15 protein-coding genes and 1 pseudogene are annotated in these 13,979 nt (G+C 59.5%); 6 read left to right on the top strand and 10 right to left on the bottom strand.

Annotated features, from left to right (window positions below):
* Positions 1-27 precede the first annotated feature (27 nt).
* Together AC5STB_RS06335 and regB are read right to left on the bottom strand one after the other, a co-directional pair.
* Complete coding sequence (locus AC5STB_RS06335; RefSeq protein ID WP_495442120.1) at positions 28-1,575, bottom strand: PAS-domain containing protein; 1,548 nt, start codon at positions 1,573-1,575, stop codon at positions 28-30.
* 90 nt (positions 1,576-1,665) lie between these two features.
* Positions 1,666-3,060 (bottom strand): sensor histidine kinase RegB, encoded by a 1,395-nt coding sequence (gene regB, locus AC5STB_RS06330; RefSeq protein ID WP_495442119.1) that lies wholly within the window; start codon positions 3,058-3,060, stop codon positions 1,666-1,668.
* Positions 3,061-3,177: 117 nt separating this feature from the next.
* Between regB and AC5STB_RS06325 the strand changes: the two genes are divergently transcribed.
* Together AC5STB_RS06325 and AC5STB_RS06320 are read left to right on the top strand one after the other, a co-directional pair.
* Positions 3,178-3,798 (top strand): SCO family protein, encoded by a 621-nt coding sequence (locus AC5STB_RS06325; RefSeq protein ID WP_495442118.1) that lies wholly within the window; start codon positions 3,178-3,180, stop codon positions 3,796-3,798.
* A gap of 79 nt (positions 3,799-3,877) precedes the next feature.
* Positions 3,878-4,432 (top strand): ActR/PrrA/RegA family redox response regulator transcription factor, encoded by a 555-nt coding sequence (locus AC5STB_RS06320; protein ID WP_495442117.1) that lies wholly within the window; start codon positions 3,878-3,880, stop codon positions 4,430-4,432.
* Between the two features lie 3 nt (positions 4,433-4,435).
* Here the strand turns inward: AC5STB_RS06320 and AC5STB_RS06315 are convergent, their stop codons facing one another.
* Positions 4,436-5,032 (bottom strand): HD domain-containing protein, encoded by a 597-nt coding sequence (locus AC5STB_RS06315; RefSeq protein WP_495442116.1) that lies wholly within the window; start codon positions 5,030-5,032, stop codon positions 4,436-4,438.
* A 231-nt stretch (positions 5,033-5,263) separates the two neighbouring features.
* Here AC5STB_RS06315 and AC5STB_RS06310 point away from each other — a divergent pair, with 231 nt between their 5' ends.
* Both AC5STB_RS06310 and ahcY read left to right on the top strand, forming a co-directional pair.
* Positions 5,264-5,578 carry a hypothetical protein gene (locus AC5STB_RS06310; RefSeq protein ID WP_495442115.1) on the top strand — a complete coding sequence of 105 codons (315 nt, stop codon included), beginning with the start codon at positions 5,264-5,266 and terminating at the stop codon, positions 5,576-5,578.
* 151 nt (positions 5,579-5,729) lie between these two features.
* The gene (gene ahcY / locus AC5STB_RS06305) at positions 5,730-7,118 is read left to right on the top strand and encodes an adenosylhomocysteinase (protein WP_495442114.1); all 1,389 of its coding nucleotides are present in this window, start codon (positions 5,730-5,732) and stop codon (positions 7,116-7,118) included.
* A 141-nt stretch (positions 7,119-7,259) separates the two neighbouring features.
* On the opposite strand, the gene AC5STB_RS06300 is transcribed toward ahcY, so the two are convergent.
* Positions 7,260-7,805: a winged helix-turn-helix transcriptional regulator gene (locus tag AC5STB_RS06300; protein WP_495442113.1), complete on the bottom strand. Its 546-nt coding sequence runs from the start codon at positions 7,803-7,805 to the stop codon at positions 7,260-7,262.
* A 39-nt stretch (positions 7,806-7,844) separates the two neighbouring features.
* Here AC5STB_RS06300 and AC5STB_RS06295 point away from each other — a divergent pair, with 39 nt between their 5' ends.
* Positions 7,845-8,222, top strand: a complete 378-nt coding sequence (locus AC5STB_RS06295) for a VOC family protein (protein ID WP_495442112.1) — start codon at positions 7,845-7,847, stop codon at positions 8,220-8,222.
* A 306-nt stretch (positions 8,223-8,528) separates the two neighbouring features.
* Here AC5STB_RS06295 and AC5STB_RS06290 read toward each other — a convergent pair.
* Positions 8,529-9,554, bottom strand: a pseudogene (locus AC5STB_RS06290) (IS110 family RNA-guided transposase).
* A 195-nt stretch (positions 9,555-9,749) separates the two neighbouring features.
* Between AC5STB_RS06290 and AC5STB_RS06285 the strand changes: the two are divergent.
* Positions 9,750-10,460, top strand: coding sequence for a PRC-barrel domain-containing protein (locus AC5STB_RS06285; RefSeq protein WP_495442111.1), 711 nt, complete (start codon positions 9,750-9,752; stop codon positions 10,458-10,460).
* A 321-nt stretch (positions 10,461-10,781) separates the two neighbouring features.
* On the opposite strand, the gene AC5STB_RS06280 is transcribed toward AC5STB_RS06285, so the two are convergent.
* The 5 genes from AC5STB_RS06280 to tsaD are packed head-to-tail and all read right to left on the bottom strand — an operon-like array spanning position 10,782 to position 13,976.
* Positions 10,782-11,177: a DUF1761 domain-containing protein gene (locus AC5STB_RS06280; RefSeq protein WP_495442110.1), complete on the bottom strand. Its 396-nt coding sequence runs from the start codon at positions 11,175-11,177 to the stop codon at positions 10,782-10,784.
* A gap of 46 nt (positions 11,178-11,223) precedes the next feature.
* Positions 11,224-11,646, bottom strand: a complete 423-nt coding sequence (locus AC5STB_RS06275; RefSeq protein ID WP_495442109.1) for an EVE domain-containing protein — start codon at positions 11,644-11,646, stop codon at positions 11,224-11,226.
* A complete protein-coding gene (locus AC5STB_RS06270; RefSeq protein WP_019295350.1) occupies positions 11,646-11,918 on the bottom strand; it encodes a YciI family protein in 273 nt (90 codons plus the stop codon). Before AC5STB_RS06270 ends, AC5STB_RS06275 begins: the two co-directional genes overlap by 1 nt.
* Before the next feature lies 1 nt (position 11,919).
* Positions 11,920-12,882, bottom strand: a complete 963-nt coding sequence (locus tag AC5STB_RS06265) for an NAD(P)H-dependent glycerol-3-phosphate dehydrogenase (protein WP_495442108.1) — start codon at positions 12,880-12,882, stop codon at positions 11,920-11,922.
* Entirely contained in the window at positions 12,879-13,976 is a 1,098-nt protein-coding gene (gene tsaD, locus AC5STB_RS06260) for a tRNA (adenosine(37)-N6)-threonylcarbamoyltransferase complex transferase subunit TsaD (protein WP_495442107.1), read from the bottom strand. The genes AC5STB_RS06265 and tsaD overlap by 4 nt, the downstream gene beginning before the upstream one ends.
* Between the last annotated feature and the right edge of the window lie 3 nt (positions 13,977-13,979).

The raw sequence follows: 13,979 nt of genomic DNA, 5'->3' as shown, positions 1-13,979 counted from the left end.
CTGCCCGCTGCAAGCCGGTTTCCCGGCTCAGCTCTTGCTCGCGATGGCGAAGCGCTCCTGACCGGATGGAAGGGCCGCGGCTTCCGGCGCTCGGAAACTAACCATGGTAGCGCCGTTCTGAACCGCAGTGACCCTGCAGATCATGGGGGTGCCGTCGCGCAGCTGAATGCGGGACCACCAGGTCTCGCGGCCATCGCATCCCGCAACAAAATCGCGGATTTCGCCCCAGACGGGTGTCGGTGCGCAGGTGTCCTGCCAGACCCGGCTTGCGTCCATGATCGACACTTTGGCAAAGCTCGCGTTCGGGTCCATCTGCCAGAGGCTGTCATAGGCGCTGTTGGAGAAAGTCATGCCGCCGTCGTTGGCAAAAACCGCGATGCCTTCATCCATCTGGTCCAGGATCGACTGGCCCATTTCCAGTTCAGAGCGGAACTGGCGGGTGAGCGTGACTTCGGCTGTAATATCCTCAAACAGAAAGGCAATCGCACCATCAGGGTGGGGCCGGCCCGAAACCTTGTAAACGGAACCCGACGGCAGCGACCAGGTTTCCTGATAGCGGCCCTCGGCTGCGGCCTCCAGCAGGTCCGCCATCTGATGCCGCCAGCTGGAGTAGCTTTTCGGCTCCGGCATCATCCGCTGATCGCGCAGGCGGTCGAAGAAAGTGAGCAAGTTCGGGCGCGAGCTGAGGAAGTTCGCAGGCAAAGCGGTAAGATCAATCAGAACCGGGTTGAACAGAACCAGCTGACGGTTGCGGTCGAAAATTGCCAGGCCGATTGACAGCTGGGCAAAGGTCTTGGCCAGTGTCTGCACGAAATTGCGCTGGGCGACCTCGGCATCGACAACGGCGTTCACATCAACCGCATGGCACAGCCATCCCGCCTCAGTTTCTGTGGTCGACACATTGTACCACAGCTTTTTGTTGCTGTCCGGGAGCGGAATATTAATCCGCTCCGGCTTGCCGCTGGTCATCGGGTCGTGGAGGTCTGTGAAAAGGGTGTCCGCAATATCGGCGCTGCGGCCGCGGATCTTGTGGTTGAGGTTGTCATAGGCGAGGTTGGACCAGGTGACACTGCCCTCCTCCGATTGCAGCCAGACCGGGTAGGGGGCCTGATGCACCGCGGCGCGCAGGGTGGTTAGCTCCTGATCCAAAGACTTGTTTTGCTCGTCCAAAGTGCTGCGGCGCAGTTGGACGCGGGTCACCCCGTCGATCCATTCGCAATGCGCTTCGCGGCTTTCAGCTGCGGCGGTGCCGGAAAGCACCAGCGGCCCGACGTCCTTCAGATAGCCCGGCGACTGGGGCAGGCCGGGGTAGCTGCGGGACAGCTGGTCGCGCAGCATGCTCCAATCGAAATTCTCTGCGTGGTCTCCGATGAACTTTCGGGCCCCTGAGGACCAGCCGATCAGGCTGCTGTCATCGAACAGGAACACCGCATCGGTGCGGCCATCGCCGGCCAGAAGGTCGCGCTCGAGCCCGTGCCGTCCGGGAGAAGGCGACAGCCACCAGACAGCTGCGGCAGCCGTTGCCGCGCATAGGGCCGCCAGTACAAACCATTCGATCGAAGCGAAATCCTGCATGTCATCCTGCCTAGTTCTGCTCTTTTTTCACCCGCATGGTTCCCTAAAAATGGTTAAATGATGTTTAATTGGTTGCCTAAAAGTGAATAGCTAAATTTCTAAAGGTAAATTTTTGCCGGTAACAGGGGTTCCTGCTTCCATGGCGTCAATTTTCTTTCGCGGCCACGCGACTTCGACAATTGCGCCGCGCCGGTCGCCGCCGATGCTGAGCGTCTGATAGGGATCTGAACCGTTTGCGAACCGCAGCTGTGCACCGGTGCGTTGCAGCAGGGTCTTTGCGATGAACAGCCCCAGTCCCATGCCCTCGTATTCCGGGCGCTGTTTCCGCTCGCTTTCGCCCCGGCGGCGGCGCACAAAGGGATCGCCTATGCGGCCCAGCAAATGCGGCGGAAATCCCCGGCCGTCGTCGCTGATTGTCAAAATAATCCGGTCGTTGTCCCAGGCCGCATCAATCCAGACGGTGGATTGCGAGAAATCGACGGCATTCTGAACCAGGTTGCGCAGCCCGTGGATAATCTCCGGCTTGCGCAGCACTGTGGGCTGCTGAAAATCACCACCTTCCAGCGGCTCCTCGTGATAGAGAACGGCCTTGCCGCGGTGCATATGCGGTTCTGCCGCCTCTGTCACCAGCGTTGAAAACGGGGCTTGGCGCAGATGAAGGTCGTCTTTGCCGGCCCGGCCCATGCCGCGCAGGATATCCCGGCAGCGGTCTGCCTGTTCTCGGATGAGGGCAGCGTCCTCGCGCAGCTCCGGACGGTCGTCCAGTTCCTCTATCAGCTCCGCGCTGGCCAGCTTGATGGTGGCAAGCGGCGTGCCCAGCTCATGTGCTGCAGCGGCCACCACGCCGCCCAGATCAGTCAGCTTCTGTTCGCGCGACAAGGCCAGTTGGGTGGCGCTCAGCGCATCTGACATCAGCCTCATCTCGTTGCTGACACGAAAGGAGTAGGCACCGATGAACAGGATGGCGATGACGATGGCAATCCAGTTGCCGAAGATGAACACATCCGGGATGCGCAGAATAAAACCCTGCTCCGTGCGCAGCGGCAGGTGGAACTCCGCCATCAGGGTGACCAGAATGATGGCGGTTGCCCCGATTATAAGTGTGGAACGCAGCCCCATTACCGCCGCAGAAATTGTCACAGGGCCCAGAACAAGCAGTGCGAACGGATTGTTCAAGCCACCAGTCAGATACAGCAGAAAGGCCAGCTGCAACAGGTCGAACAGTACCATCAGAAAGTTCTCGAACTCGCTCAGGCGCTTGTTTTCCGGGAAGACAAAGATCGCAATCAGGTTGCCGGCGGCTGAAATGCCGATCGCCAAATAGCACAGACCCAATTCGAGCTGCAGATTGAACCGGTGCTGAGCCACGGCAAGCGCTGTGATCTGGCCGGCAATCGCCACCCAGCGCAGCAGAATCAGCGTCCGCAGCCGGATCCAATGACTGTGATCGTGGCTGCTCGGCAGCATAAAGAGGCGATCGCTCATTCGATACCGGTACTCCCTCGGATGTGACGCCGTGCGCCAGTTGCATCGGCCGTATTTCTTGATAGGTCTGGCGATGCAAACGATCAACAACCCTTCCCATTCGAAAAGTGTGATCTCATGACCCGCGTTTATGCTCTTCTCGCCGTCGCTTTTGTCGCTGCCCTCGTGGGCGGTGCCTGGTTTTTGACCAGCGGAGGCAACGGGGGTGACAAATTTGCGCAGTGCCGCAGCAGCCAGATCGCCGGCGGCACCGAAACCATCGGCGGGCCGTTCGAGCTGATCAACGCCAACGGGGAAACGGTCACCGATAAGGATGTGATAACCGAGCCTTCTATCGTCTATTTCGGCTACACCTTCTGCCCCGATGTCTGCCCAATGGACGCAGCCCGCAACGCGGATGCCATCGATGTTCTGGCAGAGCGCGGCATCAGCGTGACGCCAGTGTTCATTTCTATCGACCCGGACCGGGATACCCCTGAAGCTGTTGGTGATTTTGCCGCCAACCTTCATGAAAAAATGATCGGACTCACCGGCTCTCTGGAACAGGTGAAGGCGGCCAGCAAGTCCTACAAGACCTATTTCAAGAAGAACGAGGGGGATGAGGATTACTACCTCGTTGACCATTCCACCTTCTCCTACCTGGTGCTGCCCGAGGAAGGCTTCGTTGAGTTCTTCCGCCGCGATGAAACGGCAGAGCAGATGGCCGACAAAACCGCCTGCTTCATCGAAAAAACCTGAGGCAGGATAGCTGTTTGACCTTTTCCCCTGCCCGGACATATTCTTGCGCCAATAGATAAAACTGCGCGGAGGACCGGGCATGGCCGAAACTGCTCTGCAGGACATTGGACCCGACAAGACACTGCTGCTCGTTGATGATGACGAGCCGTTTCTGCGGCGTTTGGCCAAGGCAATGGAAAAACGCGGCTTTGAGGTGGAGACCGCGGGATCCGTCGCCGCAGGCAGCGCCATCGCAACGGCCCGCCCGCCGGCCTATGCCGTGGTCGACCTGCGTTTGGAAGATGGCAACGGCCTGGATGTGGTCGAAATACTGCGCGAAAAGCGCCCTGACAGCCGGGTGGTGGTGCTGACCGGATATGGCGCTATTGCCACGGCAGTTGCTGCGGTCAAGATCGGCGCAACGGATTACCTTTCTAAGCCGGCCGATGCCACAGACATCATGAATGCGCTCCTGTCGAGCGGTGATGAACTGCCGCCGCCTCCCGAAAACCCGATGAGCGCCGACCGGGTGCGCTGGGAGCACATCCAGCGGATCTATGAACTGTGCGACCGCAATGTTTCGGAAACCGCCCGGCGGCTGAACATGCACCGGCGAACGCTGCAGCGGATCCTGGCCAAGCGCAGCCCGCGCTGATCCTCAGAGCTGCGAAATCAGTTCCGCATGGCGGCGCAGAAACGCCATGCGGGTTTCCACGGGCGGCCGCAGCACGATATCCAATCCGTCGACAAGCTCAGGCTTCGGCGTGCCGAAGAACCGGCTGGCTTCCTTCTGCGAAAAGCCGGCGATTTGCACGGCCTCCATCCAGGCGCTGACCTTGTCCGCCCGCTTGATCTGCGCCTTCACCGTCTTTGGCAGCGCGGCCGGCAGTCCGAACCGCATATGGATGGCAGAGGTCAGCCGCTGGTCCAAATCGCCATAACCCGGTCCGACCGCCGCCTTGACCGGCGAGATCATGTCGCCAATCACATACTCCGGCGCATCGTGGAGCAGGGCAGCCAGCCGCCATTTGACCGGCGCTTTGGGCTGCATCCGGGAGAAGATATCCTCGACCAGCAGCGAATGCTCTGCCACCGAATAGGCAAAGTCCCCCATTGTCTGGCCGTTCCAGCGCGCCACAAAGGCCAGCCCGTGGGCGATGTCCTCAATCTCGATATCCACCGGCGTCGGATCCAGCAGATCCAGGCGGCGGCCGGACAGCATGCGCTGCCAGGCACGGGCGGGTTTGGCGGGCATAGGGCTGTCCTGTCGCTGCACTTAGCTTCTTGCTACCTGCTGAGGCCAGGCCAGGCAATGCTTGCGGTGTTTGGAGTGTTTGCGCGAACACAGATGAGAACGCGCAGTTTATACTCTGTGAGTTTGAAATAGGTGCATTTCGCCCCAATATTTAATGTATCGAAGGGGCATTGCCCCCAATACGGCAAACCCCCTTTTCGTGACGTGGCACGCAATGGAAAGGAGTTTGTCATGTTCAAGCGTTTACTGGGTCTTTCACTGTTGTTCGGCATGGCAGCGACCGCGCCGCCAGCCCTGGCAGGCAGTTGCGGCAACCGGGAAGTTCTGACGCAGAAGCTGGAAAGCGGATACTCTGAACGTCTGACTGCCGGCGGGTTGCAAAAATCCAGGCCTGAGGCCACAGTTATTGAGGTCTGGTCGTCGGATGAAACCGGTACCTTCACGGTTCTGGTCACACATGCAAATGGTATCAGCTGTGTTGTCGCAACCGGTTCGTCTTTCTTCCATATTGCGGAAAAACAGCCAGAACCGGGCACACCGAGCTAACACAGGCAGCCTGGCAGGCTTCCCCCAACAGCCTGGCAAATGACGAAAAGCCTGAGCCATAGGCTCCGGCTGCGGGTATCTTCGTTGAATATCAACAATTGCAGTGCTAGGCCGTGCTGCAAGTGTACTCGTAACCGGAATGGAGCAGACTATGGCCGGGGACTATATCGTCAAGGACATCGCGCTTGCAGGTTTTGGCCGCAAGGAACTGGATATCGCCGAAACTGAAATGCCGGGTCTGATGGCTCTGCGCGAAGAATATGGCGAAAGCAAACCGTTGAAGGGCGCGCGCATCGTCGGCTCCTTGCACATGACCATTCAGACTGCGGTTCTGATCGAAACGCTGGTTGCACTGGGCGCGGATGTGCGCTGGGCGTCCTGCAACATCTTCTCAACCCAGGACCACGCCGCCGCAGCAATTGCCGAGGCAGGCATTCCGGTCTTTGCGATCAAGGGCCAGACTCTGGAAGAGCATTGGGACTACCTCGACAAATCCTTCATGTTCCCCGAAGGCGCGAACCTGATCCTGGATGATGGCGGCGATGCCACTCTCTATGTGCTGCTGGGGGCGCGCGCCGAGGCAGGCGAAGAGATCATCCCGGTGCCGCAATCCGAGGAAGAAACGGTCATCAAGGCGCAGATCATGAAGCGCATGGAGGCATCCCCGGGCTGGTTCACCAAGACCCGCGATGCAATTCTGGGTGTCTCCGAGGAAACCACCACCGGCGTCCACCGCCTGTATGAGCTGCAGAAGAGCGGCCAACTGCCGTTCCCGGCGATTAACGTGAACGACTCGGTCACCAAGTCGAAGTTCGACAACAAATACGGCTGCAAGGAATCGCTGGTCGACGGTATCCGCCGTGCCACCGACACCATGATGGCAGGCAAGGTTGCCGTGGTCTGTGGTTACGGCGACGTGGGCAAGGGCTCTGCAGCGTCGCTGCGTGGTGCCGGCGCCCGGGTGAAAGTCACCGAGGCTGACCCGATCTGTGCCCTGCAGGCCGCGATGGACGGTTTCGAAGTAGTCCTGCTGGAAGAAGAAGTCGGCTCCGCCGATATTTTCATCACCACCACCGGCAACAAGGACGTCATCCGCATCGAGCATATGCGCGAGATGAAGGACATGGCGATCGTCGGCAACATCGGGCATTTCGACAACGAAATTCAGGTCGCGGCGCTGAAGAACCACAAGTGGACCAACATCAAGGAGCAGGTGGACATGATCGAGATGCCCTCGGGCAACCGCATGATCCTGCTGTCCGAAGGCCGCCTGCTGAACCTCGGCAACGCCACCGGCCACCCGTCGTTCGTAATGTCGGCGTCCTTCACCAACCAGGTTCTGGCCCAGATCGAACTGTGGACCCGCGGCGATCACTACAACAACGACGTCTACATCCTGCCCAAGCATCTGGACGAGAAAGTCGCCCGCCTGCACCTGGGCCGTATCGGCGTTAAACTGACCGAACTGAGCGCTGATCAGGCCGCCTATATCGGCGTCAAGCCCGAAGGCCCGTTCAAGCCGGAGCACTACCGCTACTAAGCCGGTTTGTTTCCAAGCATCAGCCAGCCCCGCCAAACGGCGGGGCTTCTCTATTAGGGCCGGTTAGGTCAAGCGGAATGACCTGCTATGCCTGCTTCGCGGGACTTTGCCGCCATTCGTGGTTACCCAATGATGGGCTGCTTATCCGTGAAAGTTGATTTCACTGACCGTGACACTGCTTATCAATCCACCAGTGTTTACAGCACGATATATGGTTCTTGGCGGGCGGGCGGCCTCGTCAACGTGGCGGTGTACCCAACTTCTGACTTCCATCGTTTTCAATGACTGCGACAAGGCGCGATCCGTAATCGTTCGCAAGTTTCGTTTGATATCATTGAAGTGGCTCGGCTTATGGATTGCAGTCAGAACCGGCAAGGTCCATGAGCGCCGGAGCAAACCCTGATCTTCTTCAGCAGTGACACTTTGAATTTTGTTGGCAATAGCGGCAGCAGAAACACCAAGCTCTGTAAGTCGAAACTCTGGCCGCAGCGGATGGCCATAGCCGGGGTTTCGTTCCAACAATCCTATTGAGATAAGGTGATCCATGCTTTGAGCAAAAGCAGTCCTGCTCGCACCAGTGGCAGCCAACAGAGGCGCTTGTCGCCCGGCGATGCCTGCGTGCAGGTTCGCCAAAATAGGGATGGCCCAAGCCCTTGAGGTGGTGTTGACAAACATTTCAATGTCCATAAAGTATAGCTAGTATATTTCTAAACATAAAGGAAGACCATGCCGCTCATTTCATTGGAAAAAACCATCACCATCGCGCTTTCCGTCAAAGATCGTCATGCAAGTGCTGAGTGGTACAGAAGCATGCTTGGGTTTGACACAATTTACCACGCAGACGAGGCAGGGTGGTCAGAGCTTCAGACCAATACAAACGGCGTGACACTCGGCCTTGGCGAGCATAGCCAACCTGCACCCGGAAATTGCGTTCCCGTCTTTGGGATAGCTGACTTGGACGCTGCCAGGCAGAAACTGGAGCATGCCAAAGTTAAATTCGATGGCGCAACTGATGTTGTGGAAGGTATGGTTAAAACAGCAACATTTTACGATCCCGATGGAAATGCGCTCATGCTTGCAGAGGATTTGACAGGCGGATCTTGAGAAGTCCTAATAGCGGTTGTTCATCCAAAGCGCAGCATCCGTGAAAATGGGTTCAGACCGGCCGATAGCCCAGGGGCTGCTTGTAAAGCATCTTCGCCGCATTTGATGATCCATCCTGGCAAGGGACTTGCTTCTCTTCGAAGTTGGCACGGGGCCGCTCCATGATGGGGTCGGAAGGAAAGACATCCCATCTTTTCTGCGGACTGCGGCTGAAGCTGCGTTCAACCCCGCCCCTGGTTTACCTGCCGTCCCGTCCCTGCACGGGACGGCAATCCGCGCGTTCAGCGCGAATTCTGGCTTGCTGTATCAGGCGGTTTGTGGCTGCCAGCGGAATTCGGTTTTGTCAGTCCACATCCGGTGCAGAATAATGGCCAGGCGCCGGGAAACGGCAACAAGAGCCCTGAGCTGCCCTCTGCGCTTTGCAATCGACCGCCCCTAAGCTTCAGCGGGGAGCTTCTGATGTTCCGCCGCATGATCGCGCCAGCAGCCTCCACCAGTGCCCACCGGACATTGGCATCACCACACTTTGAAATGCCGCGCCCGTGATCAATTTCGCCGGATTGATAGCGTGCTGGCGTTAAGCCAAAGTGAGCGGGAACGGCCCGGGAGCGCCGGAAACGGGCCGCCTCGTCTACGCCAGTGCGGAATGTAAGGGCAACCAGCGGGCCGACGCCGGGAGCGGTCATGAGCAGCCGGCACACGGGATCATCAGTGGCCATCCGCTGCATCGCTTTGTGCAAATGCTGGAATTGCGCGCGTAACACACGCCGGACTTCCAGGAGTGGCGTGACGGCCAAGGCAAGGTGCGGGCGTTCTTCAAGCAGATCCTTGACCCTGCTTTCGAACTGTGCGCGAGTGACGGCCCCGACCTTCATGCCGAAATTCCGCAACAGGCCGCGCAGGTTGTTCTCTGCATCAACGATCTTTGACTGCAGGAACTGCCGCGCCGGCAGCAGCATCCGGATCTCTTGGCTGCGGTCGGTCTTTACGTGCACGGGGCGAAAGAGGCCGACACGCATCATTTGGGCAATGCCTCGGGCGTCGTTCTTGTCTGTTTTGTTAATCCGGGCCGAAAGCGCGGCCCGCATGTGCCGTGCCTCGACGCATATCACAGGATAGCCTGCCGCAGCCAAGCCGCTGTAAAACCATTGGGACAGCGGGCCAGCTTCGAGGTCAACACGCCGGTATCGGCCAGCAACTTTCTCAAGCAGTGCTATGATTGAAGCAGGTTCACCTTCCACATTCACTTCATTGACCAGCTCCCCCTGCGCTATCCAGGATGCAAACGCTGGTCGAGCGAAGCGATACGTACAAGTCAATAAGCAGACCCATAGCTATACCTCCTTGATGTGATCACCAGGAGACTGCCCGGACAGCTGCCGGCATGTCACCCTTCTTGGCGCAGCGGGGCAGCCGGGCTGCCCTAATCATCCCATCTTTTTTCCAAATGCCATTTTCGTGATGGAACGGACAGAGAGCTCGACGCGTTCTCCCAACACAAACAATTTAAGACTGAGGAGAACTTCCATGATCAGCAATACGAAAACCCCCGTCCGCCTGCTTGTCACCGCTGCTGCCGCCGCGCTTCTTGCCGGCACCGGTTACGCCGCGAGCAATGACATCTCTGCCGGCGCAGATGCTGAATTGATCCTTGCCGCGAGTGATGACGATTCCGTTGGCGCATCTGCTGGTGCCGAAACGTCGCGTTCCCGCGGGAATGAAGGCGACGGCACTGTTCTGGAGGAAGTTGGCGACGCTGACACCGTCACCGAAACCAGCGATACCGACCCCGCCGGCGCCTCCGCAGGCGTGGACGAGTCCCGGTCGCGCGACGGGTCTGAGGGGACCGAACCGGTTGCAGGCGGTGACATCAGCGAAACTGCAGAATCGACCAATTCCCCTTCGCTTCCCAACACCGACGATGCGATGAGCCTGCAGGCGATGACCGTGGGCGACCTTGTGGGCAAGAACGTTCTTAGCGCCTCTAACGCTGACGTTGGCGAAATCGATTACGTGATCGTTCACGACAACAAACTCTCAGGCGTTGTTGGCGTCGGCGGTTTCCTGGGCATGGGGGAGCATTCGGTGGCAATTCCTCTGACCGATTTTGAAGTGACCAAGAACGGCCAGCTGCGCCTGACCGCGCAGTCCGAAGCACAGCTGAAAGCGATGCCGGAAATCGACGAAAACGCGATTGAACCGGTGAAGAGCGAAGTCGTCCTCGGTGACTACATGTAAATCAGTCCAGAGGGGTGCCTTGCGAGGTGCCCCTCCTGCTTTGCCACAGGCAGAACGTTTGAACACCCATTTCCCGGCAGGGCCGGCTCCCCGCTATTGAAACCGCAGCAACCGTTCGCAGATGCCCCTCATTTGTCTCGCATTTTCCGGGTTATTGATTTGCGGAATCGTCGCGGGACAGCCTATATCTAAGAAACCGGCCAGGACGGCCAGGAACCAGATTTTCATACGCGTGTGGTGGATAGTGGAGCACGCGGGGTGGAAGGGAAGGTCCTGATTGTCCTCAGGTCCTTCCCTTTTTCAGTTCAGTGCCTCTTCAAATCAGAAGAATGTCAGCACCAGACCGGCAGCGGCGCAAGCCAGTGTTGCGTAGCCGCCGTCAATCAGCGTCAGCTTGACAGGTCGCATTCCGTACATATTGTTCAGCGCAATCCAGGGGCTGATGAAGAATAGGCCAATGCCGGCGCCGCCGATCAGCCCGGCCCCCAGGGCTTCAATGCCTGACAGGCTGAACACATGGCGCATCATCCCGGCCACGATCAGCTGCAGGACAAAGGCCATGGCAAATATCATCGGGCTTTGCCCGCCCTTCGGTTTGCCGGTCTCGTCACACTCCACGCCGGAGACTTCGACCCAAGGCTTGGCCAATGCGCCGTAGTACACGGCGCCCAGCACAAAGGCTGCCGCTGCCGCAACAATCACACTCAAGAATTCCATGATGCTCCCTTCAATGGTTTCAGCCACTTGAGAGCAGAGTGGCAGATCAGCTGGGATCTGTCTCCCCCAGGGAGCAGATGGCTGTCCATTCGGCATCGCTCACCGGCTGCACCGACAGGCGGGAGTTCTTGACCAGCACCATTTCTTCCAGCCGCGGGTCGGCTTTGATCTGGTCCAGGCTGACCGGCTTGGCAAAGGCGCGCACCGCCTTGATATCCACGCATTCCCAGCGGTCGTCTTCGGTGGTGCTGTCCGGATGCGCCTCAGCGCAGACCTCAACGATGCCGACCACGGATTTTTCTTTCTGCGAGTGATAGAAAAAGCCGCGGTCGCCTATCTCCATTTCACGCATAAAGTTGCGCGCCTGGTAATTGCGCACGCCGTCCCATTCCTCGCCCGCGTCACCTTTGGCAACCTGGTCTTCCCAGCTCCAGGTGGAGGGTTCGGATTTGAACAGCCAGTACCGCATCAGCCGATGACCTTTTTCCAGGTGATCAATTCGACAGCTTCAAAGAGGCCGGCCTTGTTATAGGGATCGTTCGCCGCCCATGCTTCGCCCGCTGCCATGTCTTCGACGTCCAGAATAACCAGGGAACCGGCCATATTGCCATCCTGATCTAAGAGCGGGCCTGCCTGCGCCACGGCGCCAGTGTCGTTGATATAGGCCAGATGGGCGTCACGGTTGTCCAGCCGGGTCTGCAAATGGCCGGGTTTATCGCGGGCGATCAATGCGATGAGCATTTTATTCCTCTTTTAGTGGTCTTTTAAGCAAATGTGCTGCTGCCTCGCTGATCGTCAAGCGCTGATCTACCAAATTGGTTACCGTGAGCGTGACCGGCATATCCAGTCTCATTCGCTGGGCCTGCTCCGCAACGGCCTGTGCCGTGGCGGCGCCCTCTACGGTGATGCTGGGGTCGAACTCATCACCCCGGCCGATGGACAGGCCCAGCCGGTAGTTACGGGAGAGATCCGATGTGCAGGTCAGCGCCAAGTCGCCGAACCCGGAAAGCCCGGCCAGGGTTTCCGCCTTGGCGCCACTGGCCAGCGCCATCCGCTGCATCTCCGCATAGCCGCGGGTCATCAGCGCCGCACGGGCGCTGTCCCCCAGCCCGGCGCCAACCACGGCCCCGCAGGCAATTGCCATTACGTTTTTCAGGGCCCCGCCAATTTCCGCGCCGATAGTGTCTGTGGTCCGGTAAAGGCGCAGATTGGCTGTGGTTAGCTGTTCCTGCAGTTTCTTGCCCAGTTCCGCGTCACCGCAAGCCAGCGTTAGCGCGGTTGGCAGCCCGCGGGCAATGTCAGCGGCAAAGCTTGGCCCGGTCAGCAGTGCAGCCTGCGCATCCGGCAGAACCTCCCGGATGACGGCAACCGGACCAAGCCCGGTTGCCAGCTCAATTCCCTTGCAGCACGCAACAAGCGTTTTTCCCGCTAGGTGTACGGTGTGCTCCTCCAGCACGCCGCGGAGTGTCTGCATCGGTACTGCCAGAAGCAGGACGTCGGAGCGGCAGGCCTCGGCAATATCAGCGGAGATGGTCAGGTTCTCCGGCAGCGCCACACCGGGCAGGCGGGTCCCGTTGCGGCGGCTGTCCTGCATCGCCTGGGCCTTTATTGGGTTGCGCGCCCACAGAGACACGGGCCCGTTGCCGGCGAGAGATATCGCCAAAGCAGTGCCGAAGGCGCCGGATCCCAGTACCGAAATACTCATGCTTTTGCTCCCTTCCGGCCCGACCCGATCAATGCCGGGCTGCTCTGATCCAACGGCCAGCGCGGGCGGGCGGTCAGGTCCAGCCCATCGTGCGCACCGGATTTAAACCGCTCCAGTCCGGCATAGGCGATCATCGCAGCATTATCAGTGCACAGCCGCAGCGGCGGCGCGGTAAAACCGGTACCGGCTTCTGTGCAAACAGTCTCTAACGCTGTACGAATAGCGGTATTTGCTGCAACACCGCCGGCAACAGCGACAGTGGGCTCTGCCGGTTGCTCCTGCAGGTACAGGCGGACAGCGCGGCGGGTTTTCTCCGCCAAGGTATCCACCACCGCAGCCTGAAACCCTGCACACAGGTCAGCACGGTCCTGGCGGGTCAGGCCGCCTTTTTCCGCCACGATCTGATCCCGCATCCGCATCAGCGCGGTCTTCAGGCCGGAAAACGACAGGTTGCAATCGGGCCGGTCCAGCAAGGGCCGGGGAAAGCGGAACCGCTTGGGATCGCCCTGTTCCGCTTCAGCCTGCACCGACGGCCCGCCGGGCTGCGGCAGCCCCAGCAGCCGCGCGGTCTTGTCAAAGGCCTCGCCCGGCGCATCGTCGATGGTGCCGCCCAAACGGGTGAAATCCTCCGGACCGCGCACCAGCAGGTACTGGCAGTGGCCGCCGGAAACCAGCAGCATCAGATATGGATAGGCGATCCCATCCGTCAGCCGCGGTGTCAGCGCGTGGCCTGCCAGATGGTTCACCCCGACGAGCGGCAGGCCGGTTGCGGCAGCAATCCCCTTGGCGCACATCACGCCGGACATCACCCCGCCGATCAGCCCCGGGCCGGCAGTCACTGCGACAGCATCCATATCCTTCAGGCTCAGCCCGGCCGCGGCCAGCGCATCGCGCACGCAGATGTCCAGCTTTTCGGCATGGGCGCGGGCGGCGATTTCCGGCACAACGCCGCCAAAGGCGCTGTGCAGCTCGGTCTGGCCGAACACGACCGAGGACAAAACCTCGGGTTGCGCACCCTCTGCCTGCCGCACCACTGCGGCGGCAGTGTCGTCGCAGCTGCTCTCCAGCCCCAGAATTGTCAGGGTCTTAGTCATGGC

It is taken from the genome of Leisingera sp. CC-HEC093, from assembly GCF_059429195.1.
Note: the sequence above shows the minus strand (reverse complement) of the source record. Positions and strands in the feature narration are given on the sequence as shown.